Genomic DNA, 18,827 nt, shown 5'->3' on the forward strand with positions numbered 1-18,827 from the left:
GGAGACCGCCATGCTGACGCTCTGGAGGACCACCCACGCCCTGCCCACCTTCGCCGCCGAGGTGAACCGGCTCATGAACGACGTCGCCGTCGCCACCCCGGCCTTCTCGGCCACCGGCCTGGCCCCGCCGGCCGACGTGCTGGAGACCGCCCACGAGTACCGCGTGGCGGTGGACCTGCCGGGGGTGGACCGGGCCACCATCAAGCTGCAGGTGGAGAAGGACACCCTGGAGGTGACGGCCGAGCGGCGCTTCGCCCAGCCGGCCGCGGGTGAGGAGGTGCTGCGCAGCGAGCGCGCCTACGGCGCCTTCGCCCGCAGCTTCACCCTGCCGGTGTCGGTGGACGCCACCCGGGTGGAGGCCACCTACGAGGCCGGCGTCCTCACGGTGAAGCTGCCGAAGCGCGAGGAGGCCAAGGCGCGCTCCATCCCGGTGACGATCAGGTAGCCCCGAGCCGTCCCCCGCGCCGCGCCAGGCCTCCCCTCCTGGCGGGCGCATCGCAGGAAGCGACCAGGGCGCCCGGGCTCCCCTCCCCGGGGCGCCCTGGTCGTGTCTCGGGCGCCGGCCGTCAGCGGGCTGCGGCGGCGGGACCAAGACGAAGGGCTCGGCGCGAACGGGACTCCTGGATCGCGCTCGTCCGCTTGCGCCGGCGCCTGGACCGGGGCGAACCCTCGGTGCCGCCCTCGCTCGCGAGGGCGCGCTACGGGCCTCCCTTCCGTGCCCGCCGGCCCCGGGCCGCCCGCATGATGGCTGGCCCCAGCGCCTCCTCGGCGGCGGCCTGGTTGTGAGGCCGGCACGCACAGCGCACGTTGGCCGGGGACGTGGGGCCGCCGAGCGCGAACGGGACCAGGTGGTCGAGCTCCACCTGCCACGTCGATCCACAGACGCCGCCCGCGTCGAGCGGGAACTGGCAGCGGTCGCCGTCGCGGAGGCGCACCTCGCGCTCGATGGCGGTGGGGACGTGGGGGCGGAGGGGAGGCGGGGAGGTGGTCGAGGCTCCGCGAGCCCTGCCCGCAGGGTTCGCGTCAGGGGAGGCCGGAGATGCGCCGGCCATCGGGCCGGGTCCCGCTGGCGCCCCGTCACCCTCCGGGTCCGAAGGCGCGCCGGGGTGCCGAGCCTCGGGAGGCGCACGCCGCGCCCGCTTCCCCAGCCCCTTCCGCTGCGCCTGCCGCGCGAGGAGGAGGTCGAGGGCCGCCTCGAGCACCTGCTCCGTCGTCGCGCCGGGGAGCGCGTGGGAGAGCCCGTCCCGCGTCGCCGCCACCTTGTCGAGGAACCCCTTCGAGACGGTGAGGTGGAGCCGGCGGAGGTCGCCGGTGAGCGGCTCGACCGCCGGCGTCCGCGGCGCGACCGGCGCGGGTGGAGCCGGGCGCGGTTCGTGCGCACGAACCGCATCGTACTGCGCCGAGCCATTCACCTCCGCCAGTGCGCCGGCCCCGGGCGCGGAAGCCAGCGGCGTCGCCAGCGCCAAGGGCTGCCCCGTCGTCCCCCGCGAGGCCGCCCCGGCTTGGACCGGGAGCCGCGTCACCACCTCGCGAACCGGCGGCGCCGGGACCGGCCGGAGGGCCGCCGACACCTCGCGCGCCTCCCTCGACGAGCAGCCGAAGTACCTGGGGAGCACGTCCGCCTCGTTCTCCGGCGTGAGCACCCGGGCGAGCTCCCCGACCGCCGACAGGCAGAGGTCGCCGCGCCGGAGCGCCGCCTCCACCGCCGGGTGGCGCGGCAGGAGCCTGGCGGCCGACAGGCGGAGGAAGGCCGCCCCCTTCGAGAGCCCGAGCTCCCGCGTCAGGAAGGAGAAGAGCGAGGCGTGGCCGAGCCGCTCCCACCCGCGGCGCCGGTCGAAGTCGGCGAGGGCCAGGAGGAAGTCGGCGGCGGCCGCCCGCTCGCGGGAGAGGAGGCCCCGAAGCTCGTCGCGCCGGACCCGGGCGTCGCCGAGGGATGCGGGCGGGACGTCCTCGTCGAGGGCGCGGGCGGCCCACGGCGCGGTCGGCTCGTGGGCCACGAGGAGGAGGAGGGGAAGGTGGGAGCGGGCGGCCGTCGCGAGGAGATCGAGGGCGTTCATGACGCCATCGTCTCATGCGATCTCGAGCCCTCCTGGTGCGCTCCAGGGCGCGCGTGGCTGGGCGATCGAGCGGCGGGGGCTCGGGACCCCTCAGGTGCTGCGCCGCGGCCTGCTGCCGGGCACGGCGCAGCGCCAGGACTGCGTTTGCGCAGCGGCCGCGCACGAGGAGCGAGTTCGGCGATGGAGGACGTCTAGTGAAATCGTCCGAGGCGACCCAAGAGGAACGCCAGTGTGTGGAAGTGCTCCCACTCCAAAGGCGCCGTGGCAAGGTCAGCGCCAGCGACCGCCCAGCCCAGGACTCTTCGATGGATTCGCGTCCCCCTTCTGACGACACCGAGCTCCTCCACCTGTCCGGCCAGCTCACCCAGCCGCTGTCCCTCTGGCTGGCCTGGGCGCTGACGGGGGGCATGCTGCTCGCCGGACTGGCGGGCCTGCGCGCGGGCAGGGCCGAAGCGCCGCTGGCCTGGTCGCTCATCGTCCTTCCGCTCGTCGCGCTCCTCGCGTGGTGGCGCTGGGGAGTTCCGCTCCGCCATGTGGTGGCGACCCGGACCGGGCTCCTCGTCTCGAGGCCCGGGCGCGAGTGGTTCATCCCGTATCCGCTGGTCGAGTCGGCGAAGGAGAGCCGCGCCTCCAGGCTGCGCACCATCACGGTGACGCTGCGAGCGCCGGTCGGGCGGCTCCGCCGCTTCGCCTTCATCCCGCCCCGCCGGCTCGTGGGAATCCATGACGCCCATCCGACGGCCGCCGAGCTCGAGCGGCGGCTCGCGCCGTCACGCAGCGCGTGACGCCCCGAAGGCCACGCGCCCCGCGGGGCCGTGATTCGTTCCGGGGCTCCGGCCCACCTCCCCGCTGCGCTCCCAGCCCCACCGGGCGGGCCGCGCGGGCGCCCCGACCTACGCCGGCGACGGCACCGGGGCGGCCGCCTGGTTCGGCACCACCACCAGCTTGGGCTTGTCGGCCTCCAGGTCCACCTCGACGCGCACCGTGCCGCCGCCCTGCAGGTCGCCGAAGAGGATCTTCTCGGCCAGCGCCTTCTTCAGCTCGTTCTGGACCAGGCGGGCCATGGGGCGGGCCCCCATCTTGGGGTCGAAGCCGTGCTCGGCGAACCAGGCCCGCGCCGCCGGCGTCAGCTCCAGCGCCACCTTCTTCTCGAGCAGCTGCGCCGCCAGCTCGGCCACGAACTTGTCGACGATCTTCACCACCACGTCGGCCGGCAGGCTGTCGAAGGAGACCCAGGCGTCGAGCCGGTTGCGGAACTCCGGGCTGAAGGCCCGCTCGATGGCGCCGCGGGCGCTGCCCGGCCCCTGCTGGGCCTCGTTGCCGAAGCCGACCCGCCGGGCGCTCATCTCCTGGGCGCCGGCGTTGGTGGTCATGATCAGCACCACGTTGCGGAAGTCGGCCTTGCGCCCGTTGTTGTCGGTCAGGGTGGCGTGGTCCATCACCTGCAGCAGCAGGTTGTAGATGTCCGGGTGGGCCTTCTCGATCTCGTCGAGCAGCAGCACCGTGTAGGGCGTCTTGCGGATGGCGTCGGTCAGCAGGCCGCCCTGGTCGAACCCCACGTAGCCGGGGGGCGCGCCGATGAGCCGGGAGACGGTGTGCTTCTCCTGGTACTCGGTCATGTCGAAGCGCAGGAACTCCACGCCCAGGATGCGGGCCAGCTGCTTGGCCAGCTCGGTCTTGCCGACCCCGGTGGGGCCGGAGAAGAGGAAGCAGCCGGTGGGCTTCTCCGGGCTGCCCAGGCCGGAGCGCCCCAGCTTGATGGCCGCGGCGATGGCGTCGATGGCGGCGTCCTGGCCGAAGATGACCTTGCGGAGCTCCGGCTCGAGGCTGGCGAGCGCCGTCTTGTCGTCGCTGGAGACGGTGCGGGCCGGGATCTTGGCGATGGTGGCCACCACCCGCTCCACGTCGCGGGCGGTGATGCGCCGGTGGCGCTTCTCCTCCGGGCGCATGCGGTCGCGCGCCCCGGCCTCGTCGAGCACGTCGATGGCCTTGTCCGGCAGCTTGCGGTCGTTGATGTGCTTGGCGGCCAGCTCGGCGGCGGCCCGGATGGCGCGCGGCGTGTACTCCACCCCGTGGTGGTCCTCGTAGACCTTCTTGAGCCCCTTCAGGATGAGGATGGTGTCGGCCACCGAGGGCTCGTGGACCTCGATCTTCTGGAAGCGGCGCGCCAGCGCGTGGTCGCGCTCGAAGGTGGCCTTGTAGTCCTGGTAGGTGGTCGAGCCGATGCAGCGCAGCTCGCCCGAGGCCAGGCCGGGCTTGAGCAGGTTGGAGGCGTCCAGCGAGGAGCCGCTGGTGGCGCCGGCCCCCACGATGGTGTGGATCTCATCGATGAAGAGGATGGCGTTGGGGATCTTCTTCACCCCGGCGATGACCCCCTTGAGCCGCTGCTCGAACTCGCCGCGGAACTTGGTGCCGGCCAGCAGCAGCCCCATGTCGAGCGAGTAGATGGCGGCGTCCTCCAGGATCTTGGGCACCTTCTTCTCGAAGATGCGCAGCGCCAGCCCCTCCACGATGGCGGTCTTGCCCACCCCGGGGTCGCCCACGAAGACCGGGTTGTTCTTGCGGCGGCGGCACAGCACCTGGATGGTCCGCTCCACCTCGGCGTCACGCCCGACGAGCGGGTCGATGAGCCCCTTCTGCGCCCGCTCCACCAGGTTGACGGTGAAGGCCTTGAAGGGATCCTTGACGGACTGCGACGGCCCCTCCTCCTCGCCGCCCTGGGGCCCCTCCTCGCCGCCGGGCGGCTGCGGGGCGGCCCCGCCGCCCTCCTTGGAGATGCCGTGCGAGATGTACTGCAGGATGTCGATGCGCCGGACCCCCTGCTTCTCCAGCAGGTAGACGGCGTGGGAGCCCTTCTCGCGGGTGATGGCCACCAGCACGTCGCCGGCGTTGAGCTCGGTGCGACCGGTGCCCTGCACGTGCCAGGCGGCCCGCTGCAGCACCCGCTGGAAGGCCGCGGTCTGCTCCGGCTCGGCCTCGCCGGCCGAGGCCTCCAGGGTGCGGTCGAGGTAGTCGGCCAGCTCCCGCTCCAGCAGGGGCAGGTCGGCGCCGCAGGCCGCCAGCACCTCGGCGGCCACCTTGTCCTTCACCATGGCGTGGAGCAGGTGCTCCAGCGTGACGTACTCGTGCCGGCGGCGGCGGGCCTCCGCCACGGCGGCCTGCAGGGTCTGCTGCAGCTCCTTCGAAACGGTCACCATCGCTACTCCGGCTCAAGCGTGCAGAGGAGCGGGTACTCCGCCTCCCTGGCCAGCGTCATCGTCTTCTGGGCCTTCGACTCGGCGATCTCGTGGGGATAGATACCGGCCACACCGACCCCGTGCATGTGGACGTTCAGCATGATGCGGTGGGCGCCCTCGGGGTCGAGCTTGAAGACGTTCACCAGCACCCAGTCCACGAACTCCTGGGTGGTGTAGTCGTCGTTGTGCAGCAGGACCTTGTAGAGGGGCGGGCGCGCCACCTTCTTGTCGGCCTTGGCCTTGGGGAGGACGATCGCCGTGCCGTCCCCGGGGCGGGTGCGCTCAACCATGGATGACCATTCTAAGCGGGCGACCGACGCGGCGCGCGCCCCGCGACGGCGCGGCGAGAAGCCCAGGAAGGCAGGGTGGTTGGCGCGGTCGGGGTGGGCCGGGACGGCTCGCCCCGGCGGGGCCCGGGGTCCGGGCCCGGCGCCGGGGCGGCGCCGGGCTAGACCTTCTGGTATTTGGAGGCCGGCGCGCCGCAGATGGGGCAGCGCTCGGGCGGCGGGCCGAACTCCACGTCGCCGCACACCGGGCAGAGGTAGACGTCCATCTGCGACAGGTCCTTGCCGGCCTTCATGGCCGCCAGCGCCTCCGAGAAGAGCCGGGCGTGCACCTTCTCCGCCGCCAGGGCGAAGGCCAGCATGTGGCGCCCCTTGTGACCCTCGGTCTCGGCCTGGGTCACCATGGGCGGGTACATCTCGGTGAACTCGTAGGTCTCGCCGGCCACGGCGGCCTCCAGGTTCTGCAGCGTGCTGCCCACGCCGCCCATGTTGGTGAAGTGGGCCAGCGCGTGGATGGTCTCGGCCTCGGCCGCGGCCTTGAAGAGGCGGGCGATCTGGGGGAGGCCCTCCTTCTCGGCCTGGCGAGCGAAGGCGGTGTACTTGCGGTTGGCCTGGCTCTCGCCGGCGAAGGCGACGGTCAGGTTCTCGGTGGTGGTCGGCATGGTGGGCCCCTCCTGCGTGGTGAGGGGCCATGCTACCGCCGCCTCCGCCCGGGCGGGGGCTGCTTCGAGGGCCGGGGTCAGCGGGCCGCGGCGGCCGCCGGCACGTCCAGCAGGAGCCAGACGTAGGCCGGGAAGCCGGCCGGGTCGCGGCCGGGCAGGAACGGGCAGCCGCGCACCGCCTGCTCCAGCGCCGCCGAGAGCCGGCCGGAGGCCTCGGGCACGGGCGAGACGTCCTCCACGCTGGCCACCGCGCCGTCCACGTCCACCGCGATCTTGGCGGTGAGGGTGCGGCGCCCCTTCAGGCCGGCCGGCACCACCAGCGAGCCGGCCACGCAGCCCGGCCTGGCCTCGCGCGGCTTGACCCAGCCCGAGGTGGCGAAGACCGGCCGGCGGGCGGCCGGCGCGGCGGGCGCCGGCGCGTCCTCGGGGCCCGGGCCGCCGGCGCAGGCCAGCAGGAGCAGCGGCAGGGCGGCCAGCGGCGAGGGGAGGCGCATGGGTCCCCTAGATCCCGGCGGCCTCGGCCGCCTCCGCGGCGGTGGGCACCGGCCGGGCCCGCCGCGCGTGGTGGTGCGCCAGCACCTGGCCGAGGTAGTGCCCGGTGGCGCTGGCCTCGGTCCCGGCCACCTCCTCCGGCGTGCCCTCGGCGATGATCTGCCCGCCGGCGGCGCCGCCCTCGGGCCCCAGGTCGATGACCCAGTCGGCGCACTTGATGACGTCCAGGTTGTGCTCGATCACCACCACCGTGTTGCCGGCGTCCACCAGCCGGTCCAGCACCGCCAGCAGCTTGCGCACGTCCTCGAAGTGCAGGCCGGTGGTGGGCTCGTCGAGGATGTAGAGGGTCCGCCCGGTGCCGACCCGGGCCAGCTCGCGCGACAGCTTGATGCGCTGGGCCTCGCCGCCCGAGAGGGTGGGGGAGGGCTGGCCCAGCTTGAGGTAGCCGAGGCCGACGTCCTCCAGGGTCTTGAGGATGCGCACGATCTCCTTGTGCGCCGAGAAGTGGCCGGTGGCCTCGGCGATGGAGAGGTCCAGCACCTCGGCGATGTTCTTCCCCTTGAACTGCACCCGCAGGGTGGCGTCGTTGAAGCGCTTGCCGCCGCAGACCTCGCAGGGCACCAGCACGTCGGCCAGGAAGTGCATCTCCACCAGCTTCATGCCGTCGCCCTGGCAGGCCTCGCAGCGCCCGCCCTTGACGTTGAAGCTGAAGCGGCCCGGCTGGTAGCCGAAGGCGCGCGCCTCGGGCGTCTGCGAGAAGACGTCGCGGATGAAGTCGAACAGCTTGGTGTAGGTGGCCGGGTTGGAGCGCGGAGTGCGGCCGATGGGCTGCTGGTTGATGTCGATGAGCTTGTCCACCGCCTGCCAGCCGGCCAGCCCGGTGTGCTTGCCCGGCGCCTCGCGGGTGCCGGTCAGCAGGCGGTTCATGGCGGGCCGCAGGATGGCGTTCACCAGCGTGGACTTGCCGGCGCCGGAGACGCCGGTGACCGCCACCAGCCGCCCCAGCGGGAACTCCACGGTCAGGTCCTTGAGGTTGTTCTCGGTGGCGCCGCTGACGGTGAGGGCGCCGCGCCGCTCGTCGCGCCGCCGGGCCGGCAGCGGGATCTCGCGCCGCCCGGAGAGGTAGGCGCCGGTCAGCGAGGCGGGGTCCAGCTTGACCTGCTCGGGCGTGCCCTGGCTGACGATCTCGCCGCCGTGGGCGCCGGCGCCCGGGCCGAAGTCCACCAGCCAGTCGGCCTCGGCCATGGTCTCCTCGTCGTGCTCCACCACGATGACCGAGTTGCCGATGTCGCGCAGCCGCTTCAGGGTGGCCAGCAGCTTGCCGTTGTCGCGCTGGTGCAGGCCGATGGAGGGCTCGTCGAGGATGTAGATGACGCCGGTGAGCTCCGAGCCCATCTGCGAGGCCAGCCGGATGCGCTGGCTCTCGCCGCCGGAGAGCGAGGGGCCGGGGCGGTCCAGGGTCAGGTAGCCGAGCCCCACGTCGAGCAGGAACTTGAGCCGGTTGCGGATCTCCTTGAGCAGCTCGTCGGCGATGGTGGCCTCGGAGCCCTTCAGGTCGAGCGCGCCCAGCCAGGCGTGGGCCTCCACGATGGTGCGGCGCGACAGCTCGACGATGCCGGTGCCGCGCACCTTGACCGAGCGGCTCTCCGGCTTGAGCCGCTCGCCGCCGCAGGTGCCGCACGGCTTGTCGGAGAAGTAGCGCATGTAGTAGCGCCGCATGGCCTCCGAGCCGGTGGAGCGGAAGCGCCGGTAGAGCTGGTTGAGCACGCCCTCCCACTCGATGCGGACGCCCTTCTCCTTGACCGCCGCGGTGCCCAGCATGACGAGATCGCGGTCGCGCTTGCCGAGCTTGCCCCAGGGGGTGTCGAGGTCCAGCTTGAGCGAGCGGGCCAGGTGCTCCACGAACTCGAAGGTCCAGCCCTCGCCGCGCTCCATGCCGGAGGCCCAGGGCTCCACCGCCCCGTCGCGGATGGTGAGCGAGTGGTCCGGGATGATCAGGTCCGGGTCCATCTCGGCGCGGGTGCCCAGCCCCTGGCAGTCGGGGCAGGAGCCCACCGGGCTGTTGAAGGAGAACGCGGTCGGGGCCAGCTCGCCGAAGGAGAGGCCGCAGGCGTGGCAGGAGTTCTGCTCGGAGAAGAAGCGGTCGTGGGTCTTGTAGCCCTCCGGGTCCATGCCCGGCCCCACCTTCTGCTCCTTCTCCGCGTCGGCCACGATGAGGGTGCCCTTGCCCTCGCGCAGCGCCGTCTCCACCGAGTCGGTCAGGCGCGCCGCGATGCCGGCCTTGACCACCAGGCGGTCCACCACCAGCTCGAGGTCGTGCTTGAGCTTCTTGTCGAGGGCCAGCCGCTCGGTGAGCGGGTGGATCATGCCGTCCACCCGCACCCGGGCGAAGCCGCGCTGCTGCACGTCGCCGAGCAGCTCCTTGTATTCACCCTTGCGGTTCTGCACCAGCGGCGCCAGCACCAGGATGCGCGAGCCCTCCGGCATGGCCAGGATGGTCTCGACGATCTGCTGGGAGGTCTGCTTGCCGACCGGCCGCTGGCACGACGGGCAGTGCTGCTGCCCGATGGAGGCGTAGAGCACGCGCAGGTAGTCGTGCACCTCGGTGATGGTGCCCACCGTGGAGCGCGGGTTGTTGGAGGCCGCCTTCTGCTCGATGGAGATGGTGGGCGAGAGGCCGCGGATGGTGTCGTACTTGGGCTTCTCCATCTGGCCGAGGAACTGGCGGGCGTAGCTGGAGAGCGACTCGACGTAGCGGCGCTGCCCTTCCGCGTAGAGGGTGTCGAACGCCAGCGAGCTCTTGCCGGAGCCGGAGACCCCGGTGAAGACCACCAGCTTCTTCTTGGGGATCTCCAGCGTGACCGACTTGAGGTTGTGCTCGCGGGCGCCCTTGACGACGATGGTTTCGGGCTCGCTCATGGAGGGTGCTTCTTAACGCAGGGGCCCGGCGCGGGCCACCGCCCCGGGGGCGGCACCTGGCCGCTACCGCGCCCCGGTGGAAGGTGGTACCACCACCTCCCACATGGCGAACCTCGCTCCGCCGCCGGGGCTCCCCGGCCGGGTCCGGGCGCGCGCCCTGCTCTTCGGAGCCGGCGTCCTCTTCGGACTGTCGGCCGTGCTGGCCAAGGTGGCCTCCGCGGCCGGCGCCATGAGCGGCGGGCAGGTCACCCTGGTGCGCTTCCTGGTGGGGCTGCTGGCGGTGGGCACGCTCTTCGTGGTCCGGCCGGGCACCTACCGGCCCGTCCGCTACGGCCTGCTGGTCTCTCGCGGCCTGTTCGGCGGCGTGGCGGCGCTGCTCTACTTCCTCTCCATCGCCCGCATCCCGGCCGGCGAGGCCACCCTCCTCAACAACACCTTCCCCATCTGGGCGGTGATCATCTCCTTCTTCCTGCTGGGCGAGCGCCCCACCGTGCACCTGGCGGTGGCGCTGCTGGTCGCCTCGGCCGGGGTCTTCCTGGTGCTGGGTGGCGGCGAGCTCACCTTCGCGCTGGGCACCGGGGAGGTGCTGGGCATCGTCTCGGCCATCTTCGGCGGGGCGGCGGTCACCTCCATCCGCGCGCTGCGGGCCACCGACAACGCCCCCACCATCTTCCTGGCCATGGCGCTGGGCGGGGCGCTGGTCTCCATCCCGTTCGGCTTCGCCCCCTGGCCGCGCGAGGCCACCCCCTGGCTGGCCGCCGGCGGGGTGGGGCTGGTGGCCTTCCTGGCCCAGCTCCTCATGACCGAGGCCTACGGCGCGCTGGCGGTGCCGGAGGCGGCGCTGTGGCAGCAGCTCACCCCCATCGCCTCCTTCGCCATCGGGCTCACCATCGGCGAGCGGCTCAGCGGCATGGCGGCGCTGGGCGTGCTGCTGGGCATCGCCGGGGTGGTGTACGGCTCCCTGTTCGGCCACCGCCCGGTGCCCGGGACCGACCCGGCGCTGGTGGAGGCGGCGGCCGGGCTGCCGAGCGAGGAGTCGTGACGATGGTCCCGCCGGCCCCGACCTCGACCAGGGTTGAGTCCCCCTCTCCCCTCCGGGAGAGGGCCGGGGTGAGGGGCCCGCCTCGACCACGGCCTGGAGCCCCCGGTGACCGCCACCGGCCCGGCCCGGACCCGCGCCCGGCTGCTGGTCCTCGGGACCGCGCTCTCCTTCGGCCTGATGGCGGTGCTGGCGCGCCGGCTGGCCGCCTCCGGTGCCTTCACCGCCGGGCAGCTCTCGGTCATCCGCTTCGGGGCCGGCGCCGTCTTCTCGCTGGCGGCCTTCCGGCTCGGCCTGGCCCGCTACGCGCCGGTCAACCGCCGGCTGCTCTGGTCGCGCGGCCTCTCCGGCGGGGTGGTGGTGGTGCTCTACTTCCTGGCGCTGGCGCGCATCCCCGCCGGCGAGGCCGGGCTGTTCTACAACCTGTTCCCGGTCATCGCCACCGCGCTGGCGGTGCCGGCCTTCGGCGAGCGCCCCACCGTGCACCTCCTGCTGGGGCTCCTGGTGGCCACGGCCGGCGTGGCGCTGGTGCTGGGCGGCGGCACGCTCTCGCTCGGGGTGGGGGCGGGCGAGCTGTTCGCCATCGGCGCCGCCGTCTTCGCCGCCGTGTCGGCCGTGACCATCCGCGCCATGCGGGCCACCGACAACGCCGCCACCATCTTCTTCTACTTCTGCCTGGGCGGGATGCCGGTGGCGCTGCCGTTCGCGCTGGACCCCTGGACCCTGGCCCCCGGCGCCTGGGCGGTGGCGCTGCTCATGGCGCTGGCGGCCTACGCGGCCCAGGTGATGATGGCCGAGGCCTACGGGGCGCTCACCGTGTCGGAGGCCGCGGTCTGGCTGCAGCTCACGCCCATCGCCCAGGTGCTGCTGGCGGTGCCGCTGCTCGGCGAGGTGCTGCCGGCGGCCTCGCTGGTGGGCGTGGTGGTGGGCGTGGCGGGGGTGGCCTACGGGTCGGTGATGGGCAGCCGGCGGGTGGGGGCGCCGGAGGGGTAGCCGCCGCCGCTCCGCCCCCCGCACGGGGGCACCCGGCGCCACGCCCTGCGGGCGGCAGGCCACCGGGCTAGAGTCCGGGCCTCACCTCGCTCAAGGCGCGTCACCACCACGCGCACGTCGCCACCGAAGGAGCCCGCATGCGCCTCCTCACCGTCGCCGCCCTCGTCCTCGCCCTCGCCACCCCGGCCCTCGCCAAGGAGGTGGCCGGCGTGGCCGTCCCCGACACCGCCGCGCTCGGCGGCAAGGCCCTGGTGCTGAACGGCGCCGGGCTGCGCTCCAAGCTGTTCATCAAGGTCTACGTGGGCGCCCTCTACCTGGAGCAGAAGGCCGGCGAGGTGGGCGCCATCGTCTCGGCCGACGCGCCCTGGCTGGTCACCATGACCTTCAAGCGCGGCGTCGAGAAGGAGAAGATCGTCGGCGCCTTCAAGGAGGGGTTCGAGAAGAACTCGGCGGCCGACCTGGCGACCCTCCTGCCAGGCCTCGCCACGGTGGAGGCGGGGATCAAGGACTTCAAGGAAGGTGAGCTCTTCAGCATCTCCTACCAGCCCGGCGTCGGCTCCACGCTGACGCCCCCGGGCGGCGCCCCCATCGTGGTGGCCGGCAAGAAGTTCGGCGACGCGCTGCTGCGCAACTGGCTCGGCGACAAGCCGGCCGACGGCGACCTGAAGCAGGGGATGCTGGGGAAGTAGCGGCGCACCGCGAGGCGCCGCGGAGCGTGACGCCGTGAGCACGGAGGTGCTGGTGGTGCTGGTGACGGCGCCCACCGCGGAGGTGGCGGCCGGGCTGGCGCGCGCCCTGGTGGAGGCGCGCCTGGCCGCCTGCGGCACCGTGGTGACCGGCCTGCGCTCCATCTACCGCTGGGAAGGCCGGGTGCACGACGAGCCGGAGGCGCTGCTGGTCCTCAAGACCACCCGCGACCGGTTCGAGGCGCTGCGCGACGAGGTGCTGCGGCTGCACCCGTACGACGTGCCGGAGGTGCTGGCGCTGCCGGTGGAGGCGGGGGCGGCGCGGTACCTGGCCTGGGTGGCGGGCGAGACGCGGGGGGAGGGGCCCTGACGGGCCGCGCCGCGTTCATGCTGGCGTCATGTGCCGCGCCGTAGCCTGCGGGCGAGCTGGTCGAAGCTCACCTCGGAGGCAGGCACATGCGCACCGTGAAGGTCTGGGATGTCGTGGTCCGGCTGTTCCACTGGGGGCTCGCGCTGGCGGTCCTCGGGTCGTTCCTCACGTCCGACGAGGACGCCCTGGTGCCGGTGCACGTCAGGCTCGGCCTCGCCGTGGTCGCGCTGGTGGTGGCCCGCTTGGCCTGGGGCGTGGTCGGCCCGGGTCCGGCCCGCTTCTCCTCCTTCGTGCGCGGGCCGCGCCAGGTGCTGGCCTACGCGCGGGAGCTGGTGCGCGGGCGGCCGCCGCTCCACCTGACCCACAACCCGTTGGGGGGCGCCATGGTGGTGGCCCTCCTGGTCGTGCTGCTGGGCCTGGCCGCCACCGGCGCCGTCGCCTATGCCGGGCCCGAGTTCAGGGGGCCGCTCAGCGGGCTCCTGTCGCTGCGGGTCGCCAAGGGGGTGAAGGAGGTCCACGAGGCGCTCTCCGGCGCCCTGCTGGCGCTGGTGGCCGTGCACGTGGCCGGCGTGCTCTTCTCCTCCGTGGTGGAGCGGCAGAACCTGATCCTGGGCATGGTCACTGGCCGCAAGCGCGCCCCGGACGACGGGGACCCGCTCCCGCCGACCGGCCTCGGGACCGGGACCGGGCTCCTCCGGGCGGGGGGCGCCGCCGCCGCGCTCGCCCTGGGCGCCGCGGCGGCCCTGGGGCTGGCCTCCCTGCTCGGCCTGCCGCTCCGGGCCCGGGCCGAGAGCCCGCTGGCCGCCGACCTGCTCCGCGAGTACGAGGCGGCCGCCCGCGCGGCGCGGCCCGCCTTCGCCGGCTTCTCGCCGGCCGAGGGGCGCCGCCTCTACGCCGGCGAGCACCTGCAGGACGGCCAGCGGGTCTCCTGCGCCACCTGCCACACCGACGATCCGCGCCGCACCGGGCGCACCCCCATCGGCAAGGTGGTGGAGCCGCTGGCGCCGTCGGCCAACCCGGCCCGGCTGAGCGACCGGGGCGACGTCGAGAAGTGGTTCAAGCGGAACTGCAAGCAGGTGCTGGGCCGCGAGTGCTCCCCCGAGGAGAAGGGGCACTTCATCACCTACCTCCTCGCCCCGTGAAGGAGCCACCAGCCATGCGCACCACCCACCTCGCTCTCGGCGTCGCCGTCCTGGCCGCCACCCTGACCCTCGGCGCCGCCGCCGCCTCGGAGGGGCGCCGCGACGACCGTCGCGATCACGAAGTGGACTCCGAGGATCGGGAGCACCAGCCCGGGGAGGATGGCGACCGCCACGACGAGGCCCGCCCCGACGGAGGTCGCCGAGACGGAGGTCGCCACGACGAGGCCCGCCATGACGGTGGGCGCCACGACGGAGGTCGCCACGACGAGGCCCGCCACGACGGTGGGCGCCACGACGGAGGTCGCCACGACGAGGCCCGCCACGACGGTGGGCGCCACAGCGGCGAGGGCGGCGACCGCCACCCGACCGGCGGCCCGCAGGGCGCCGTCGACCCGGCCTACGCCAAGGAGTGCGGCGCTTGCCACCTGGCCTACCCGCCGAGGCTGCTGCCGGCCGACTCCTGGCGCCGGGTGATGGCCGGCCTGGGCACCCACTTCGGCCAGGACGCCGGGCTCGACGAGCCGCTGCGGGCCCGGCTGGAGGGGTGGCTGGTCGAGCGGGCCGGGCCGGGGCGCGCCGGATCCGGCGCCGCGCCCCAGCGCATCACCGAGCTGGCTTGGTTCCGGGACGAGCACCGCGAGGTGCCCCGCGCGGTGGTGGCCCGGCCGTCGGTGGCGTCGCTGGCCAACTGCGCCGCCTGCCACCAGGGCGCGGCGAGGTGGGATTTCGACGGCGATCGGGTGAGAATCCCGCCCGGGTGATCACGTGCGAATCCTGGTCGTCGAGGACGCGAGCCCGCTCGCCCGGTCGATCGCCGCGGGGCTCTCCGAGGAGGGCTTCTCGGTGGACGTGAGCGGCGACGGCCTGGAGGGGCTCCACCTGGCCACCGAGATCCCCTTCGACGCCATCGTCCTGGACCGGATGCTGCCGGGCCTCGACGGGCTGGCCCTGCTGGCGCGCCTGCGCGCCCAGGGCGCCCGCACGCCGGTGCTGCTCCTCACCGCGCTCGGCGAGGTCCAGGATCGCATCGACGGCCTCGACGGCGGGGCCGACGACTACCTGGTGAAGCCCTTCGCCTTCGACGAGCTGCTGGCCAGGCTGCGGGCGCTGATCCGGCGCAGCCGCGGGCACGCCGACAACCAGCTCGACCTGGGCCGGCTGCGGCTCGACCTGGCGGCGCGCCTCGCCACCGTGGACGGGGTGGCGCTCGACCTCTCGGCCAAGGAGTTCGCGCTGCTGGAGCTGCTGGCGCTGGAGCGCGGCCGGACCTTCTCGCGCACCGCCATCGCCGCCAAGCTGTACGACGAGGAGCGCGATCCCGACTCCAACGTGATCGACGTCTTCGTGGCGCGGCTGCGGCGCAAGCTGGACGCGGCGGGCCTGCCCGGCGCCGCGCTGGTGCTCACCATGCGCGGCGCCGGCTACCGGCTGGCGCCCGAAGGCCCCGGGGCGCCGTGAGCCTGCGCGCCAAGCTCGTCGCGCTGGTGGTGGGGCTCACCGCGCTGGTGCTGCTGGGGCTGGGCGCCTTCCTCTCCAGCGCCTTCGGGCGCTGGTCCTCCGAGGCGGTGGACCAGGACCTGCTGCAGCGGGCCGCCGCCGTGGCCGGGCTGGTGGAGGTGGAGGACGAGGGCGACCTGAGGCTGGAGGGCGACGAGCGCGGCGACGCCCTGCGGGATCCGGCGCACCCGCTCCGGGTGCTCGGCCCGGACGGCCCGCTGGGCGCCTCGCCGGCGGGCCTGCCCTGGCCCGACCCGCCCGCCGGTGCGGAGCCGGCGCTCCAGACCGTCACCGACGCCTCCGGGCGGGCCTGGCGCGTGGCCACCGCGCCGGTCGAGGTGGGAGGGAAGCACGGCCAGGCCCGGTTCACCGTCCAGGTGGCCGGCGCCGCCTCGGCCTTCGCCGCCCTGGAGGGGCCCTTCCGGCGCGGGCTCCTGCTGGCCCTGGTGGTGGCGCTGCTGGTGGGCGGGCTCGGGGCGGCAGCCCTGGCCCACGCCTCGCTGGCGCCGCTGGGCCGGCTGGCCGCCGAGGTCGACGCCATCGGCGCGGCCTCGCTCGACCGCCGGGTGGCGCTCGACGGGCTGGACCCGGAGCTGCGGCGGGTGGCGGGCGCCTTCAACGCGCTGCTCGGCCGGCTCGAGGTGGCCATGCTCGGGCAGCGGCAGCTGGTGGCCCGCGCCAGCCACGCCCTGCGCACCCCGGTGGCCACCATCCGCACGCGCGCCGAGGTGGCGCTGCGCCGCGAGCGCGAGCCGGCCGCCTACCGCGAGGCGCTCCAGGAGGTGGGCGTGGCGGCGGTCGAGGCCAGCGGGCTCATCGCGCACCTGCTGACGCTGTCGCGGCTCGACGAGCACCAGGGATCGGTGGCCCGGGAGGTGGTGGCGCTGGCGCCGCTGGCGCGGGAGGTGGCCCGCCTGCTGGCTCCGCGCGCCGAGGAGGGTGGGGTGACGCTGGAGGTGGAGGTGGCCGGCGGCCTGGCCGTGTCCGCCGACCGGGCGGCCCTGCGCGAGCTGCTCGAGGCCCTCCTCGACAACGCGGTCCACCACACCCCGACTGGCGGGCGGGTGGGGCTGCGCGCCACCGCCGAGCAAGGCGCGGTGGCCGTGCGGGTCTGGGACACCGGGCCCGGGGTGCCCGAGGCGGAGCGCGGCGTGGTCTTCGACCGCTTCTACCGGGGGCAGGCCGCGGTGGCGTCGGGGCGGCCCGGCAGCGGGCTCGGGCTGGCCATCGTCAAGGCCATCGCCGACGCCCACGGCGCGACCGTCACGCTGGGGGACCGGGTGGGCGGAGGGCTGGAGGTGACGACCGTCTTCCCGAGGCCGGGCGCGGGCTGAGCCCCCCGTCGCGGGCCATGGCGGCCCGTGCCCGGCGGGCGGATACTCACGGCCAGGGCCGCCGGAGGGGCCGGGGAGGGCGCCATGACCAGCCGAGGAGGCTCGCACCGCCCCGCGTGGCGCTTCGCTCTCGCCGCCGTCGCGGCCATCTTCGGCGCCGCCACCCTCGTGTCGGGTGGCCGGGTGCTCTTCGGGAGCGACGCCGCCCGGGCCGCGGCCGGCGCCTACGTGCCGTTCGTCGTCTGGTTCAACTTCCTGGCCGGGTTCGCCTACCTGGTGGCGGCCGCCGGCATCGCGCTGGCGCGCCGCTGGGCCGGGGCGCTCTCGCTGGGCATCGCCGCGGCCACGCTGCTCGCCTGCCTGGCCTTCGCCGCCCACGTGCTGGCCGGCGGGGCCCACGAGACCAGGACGGTGGTGGCGCTGGCCATCCGCCTGACGACCTGGGTCGCGATCGGCCTGGTGGTGTCCCGGTGGCCGGGCCGCGGCGCGGCGGGTGCGGCCACGACCTGAGGGCGCCGTGGCCAGTGAGGCGCGGACGCGCCCCGTGGCGCTCCAGGGGGCCCGCCGCTCGACGTGGCCGCCTGGTTCCTTCTGGGCGCCGTGGTCGAGCCGGACGCCCGGCGGCCCGGACCCCACGCCCCTTCTGTGTTGTTCGGGCGCCCAAACAACACAAAAGGGTACCTCAGCGCCCCGGCGCCTTCTCCTCGCCCTCCGCGGGCACCTCGAGCAGCACCGCATCGATGGCCGCCTCGACCACGCCGGTCACCGCCCCGAGGAGCGCCCCGAGGATGCCGCCGCCCCCGGCGGCAGCGCCCGCCTCCTGGTCGGCTGGTGGCGCGCTGGCCGGCCCGGGCCTGTAGGGTGACCGCCTCTGGGGCCGCACCGGCTCCCGCTGCGACGCGGCGCCGGCCACCAGGGCCGCGTCGGCCAGCGCGGCCGCGGTGGCCTGGGCGGTCCCCGCCGCCGAGGGCGCGCCTGGGCCGAACGGGATGGGCCGTGGACCCTCGGCGCCCGCCGCCACCAGAGACGCGGCCACCAGCGGGGCAGGCGTGCCGGTCTGGGCCGCCGCGGCGAACCGCTCCGCCAGCTGGCCGAGGGCCAGGGCGTGCCGCGGCTCGACCGCCGCCTGCGCCGTGAGGCGGGACGCCACCCGCGCCATCACCACCAGGAAGCGCGCCGGCGACTCCTGCGCCAGGGCGTCGAGCCGTCGCATCAGCGCCGCCGCCGCCGAGAGCTGGACGGTGTCCGTCGGCTGATGGGCTCCCTCCGGTCGGGCCGGCGGGACGCCGGGCGTCGGGTGTGCGCCGGCGGCGGGGGCCGGCTGCTCGGCGCCGTGGATGGGGTGGAACGTCATCCGGGAGGCGCGGCCCGCCCTACTTCCGCCGGTCGCCCAGCAGCCGGAGCAAGGCCAGGAACAGGTTGATGAAGTCCAGGTACAGCGTCAGCGCGCCCACCACCGGCGCCGCCGCCACCGAGCCGGCGCCGTTGCGGGCGAAGACCCGCAGCTTCTGGGTGTCGTAGGCGGTCAGGCCGGTGAAGACCACCACCGCGGCGCAGGAGATGATGAACGACATGGCGCTGCTCTGCAGGAACAGGTTCACCAGGCCGGCGATGACCACGCCGAAGAGCCCCATCATCAGGAAGGACGACCAGCTGGTCAGGTCCTTCTTGGTGACCGTGCCGTAGACGCTCATGGCGCCGAAGGTGCCGGCGGTGACGCCGAAGGCCAGGCCCACCGAGCTGCCGGTGTACATGAGCAGGATGATGGAGAGGGTGGCGCCGTTGAGCGCCGAGTAGAGCAGGAAGAGGCCGCCGGCCGCCGGGGCGGAGAGCTTCTGCGCCATGGCGGAGAGGGCGATGACCAGGCCGATCTCCGCGATCATGAGCCCGTAGAAGACCCAGCGGTTGCGGACGATGAGCTCCAGCAGCGGCTGGGAGCTGGCCACCAGGAAGGCCACGCCGGCCGTCACCACCAGGCCGAGCGCCATCCAGCGGTAGACGGCGGCGAAGAAGGTCCGCTCGGCGCTGTCGGCCTGGTAGGGCGCGGCTGCGGGGCGGAGGGTGTAGGCGGGCTGGTCCGGACGGGTCGGTTCGAAGGGCATGGAGCCTACCTAAC

19 protein-coding genes are annotated in these 18,827 nt (G+C 74.5%); 11 read left to right on the forward strand and 8 right to left on the reverse strand.

The genetic code is table 11. The features are described from left to right. Positions 1-10 precede the first annotated feature (10 nt). Complete coding sequence (locus IPO09_06610) at positions 11-445, forward strand: Hsp20/alpha crystallin family protein (GenBank protein MBK9517019.1); 435 nt, start codon at positions 11-13, stop codon at positions 443-445. 253 nt (positions 446-698) lie between these two features. On the opposite strand, the gene IPO09_06615 is transcribed toward IPO09_06610, so the two are convergent. Further along, complete coding sequence (locus IPO09_06615; protein ID MBK9517020.1) at positions 699-2,057, reverse strand: HNH endonuclease; 1,359 nt, start codon at positions 2,055-2,057, stop codon at positions 699-701. Between the two features lie 305 nt (positions 2,058-2,362). On the opposite strand from IPO09_06615, the gene IPO09_06620 reads away from it, so the two are divergent. After that, on the forward strand, positions 2,363-2,842 hold the full coding sequence (locus IPO09_06620; protein ID MBK9517021.1) for a hypothetical protein: 480 nt from the start codon (positions 2,363-2,365) through the stop codon (positions 2,840-2,842). Positions 2,843-2,950: 108 nt separating this feature from the next. On the opposite strand, the gene clpA is transcribed toward IPO09_06620, so the two are convergent. From clpA to uvrA, 5 genes are all read right to left on the reverse strand, one after another. Continuing rightward, positions 2,951-5,254 (reverse strand): ATP-dependent Clp protease ATP-binding subunit ClpA, encoded by a 2,304-nt coding sequence (gene clpA, locus IPO09_06625; GenBank protein MBK9517022.1) that lies wholly within the window; start codon positions 5,252-5,254, stop codon positions 2,951-2,953. A gap of 2 nt (positions 5,255-5,256) precedes the next feature. Then, entirely contained in the window at positions 5,257-5,583 is a 327-nt protein-coding gene (locus IPO09_06630) for an ATP-dependent Clp protease adaptor ClpS (protein ID MBK9517023.1), read from the reverse strand. A gap of 158 nt (positions 5,584-5,741) precedes the next feature. Next, positions 5,742-6,239: a rubrerythrin family protein gene (locus IPO09_06635; protein ID MBK9517024.1), complete on the reverse strand. Its 498-nt coding sequence runs from the start codon at positions 6,237-6,239 to the stop codon at positions 5,742-5,744. A gap of 77 nt (positions 6,240-6,316) precedes the next feature. Beyond that, on the reverse strand, positions 6,317-6,733 hold the full coding sequence (locus IPO09_06640) for a hypothetical protein (GenBank protein ID MBK9517025.1): 417 nt from the start codon (positions 6,731-6,733) through the stop codon (positions 6,317-6,319). A 7-nt stretch (positions 6,734-6,740) separates the two neighbouring features. After that, complete coding sequence (gene uvrA, locus IPO09_06645) at positions 6,741-9,650, reverse strand: excinuclease ABC subunit UvrA (protein ID MBK9517026.1); 2,910 nt, start codon at positions 9,648-9,650, stop codon at positions 6,741-6,743. A 103-nt stretch (positions 9,651-9,753) separates the two neighbouring features. Between uvrA and IPO09_06650 the strand changes: the two genes are divergently transcribed. From IPO09_06650 to IPO09_06690, 9 genes are all read left to right on the forward strand, one after another. Further along, the gene (locus tag IPO09_06650) at positions 9,754-10,692 is read left to right on the forward strand and encodes a DMT family transporter (GenBank protein MBK9517027.1); all 939 of its coding nucleotides are present in this window, start codon (positions 9,754-9,756) and stop codon (positions 10,690-10,692) included. A 177-nt stretch (positions 10,693-10,869) separates the two neighbouring features. After that, on the forward strand, positions 10,870-11,682 hold the full coding sequence (locus IPO09_06655; GenBank protein ID MBK9517028.1) for a DMT family transporter: 813 nt from the start codon (positions 10,870-10,872) through the stop codon (positions 11,680-11,682). Between the two features lie 137 nt (positions 11,683-11,819). After that, a complete protein-coding gene (locus IPO09_06660; GenBank protein ID MBK9517029.1) occupies positions 11,820-12,371 on the forward strand; it encodes a chalcone isomerase family protein in 552 nt (183 codons plus the stop codon). Positions 12,372-12,405: 34 nt separating this feature from the next. After that, on the forward strand, positions 12,406-12,738 hold the full coding sequence (locus IPO09_06665) for a divalent-cation tolerance protein CutA (protein MBK9517030.1): 333 nt from the start codon (positions 12,406-12,408) through the stop codon (positions 12,736-12,738). Between the two features lie 86 nt (positions 12,739-12,824). Further along, entirely contained in the window at positions 12,825-13,880 is a 1,056-nt protein-coding gene (locus IPO09_06670; protein ID MBK9517031.1) for a DUF1924 domain-containing protein, read from the forward strand. 14 nt (positions 13,881-13,894) lie between these two features. Further along, complete coding sequence (locus IPO09_06675; protein ID MBK9517032.1) at positions 13,895-14,641, forward strand: hypothetical protein; 747 nt, start codon at positions 13,895-13,897, stop codon at positions 14,639-14,641. A 4-nt stretch (positions 14,642-14,645) separates the two neighbouring features. Continuing rightward, positions 14,646-15,338, forward strand: coding sequence for a response regulator transcription factor (locus IPO09_06680; GenBank protein ID MBK9517033.1), 693 nt, complete (start codon positions 14,646-14,648; stop codon positions 15,336-15,338). Next, positions 15,335-16,711, forward strand: a complete 1,377-nt coding sequence (locus IPO09_06685; protein MBK9517034.1) for a HAMP domain-containing protein — start codon at positions 15,335-15,337, stop codon at positions 16,709-16,711. Before IPO09_06680 ends, IPO09_06685 begins: the two co-directional genes overlap by 4 nt. 84 nt (positions 16,712-16,795) lie before the next feature. Next, on the forward strand, positions 16,796-17,221 hold the full coding sequence (locus tag IPO09_06690; GenBank protein ID MBK9517035.1) for a hypothetical protein: 426 nt from the start codon (positions 16,796-16,798) through the stop codon (positions 17,219-17,221). A 172-nt stretch (positions 17,222-17,393) separates the two neighbouring features. Here the strand turns inward: IPO09_06690 and IPO09_06695 are convergent, their stop codons facing one another. Together IPO09_06695 and IPO09_06700 are read right to left on the reverse strand one after the other, a co-directional pair. Then, entirely contained in the window at positions 17,394-18,065 is a 672-nt protein-coding gene (locus tag IPO09_06695) for a hypothetical protein (GenBank protein ID MBK9517036.1), read from the reverse strand. A gap of 19 nt (positions 18,066-18,084) precedes the next feature. Then, positions 18,085-18,813, reverse strand: a complete 729-nt coding sequence (locus IPO09_06700) for a Bax inhibitor-1/YccA family protein (protein ID MBK9517037.1) — start codon at positions 18,811-18,813, stop codon at positions 18,085-18,087. Positions 18,814-18,827 lie beyond the last annotated feature (14 nt).

The organism is Anaeromyxobacter sp. (assembly GCA_016718565.1).
Classification (GTDB): domain Bacteria; phylum Myxococcota; class Myxococcia; order Myxococcales; family Anaeromyxobacteraceae; genus JADKCZ01.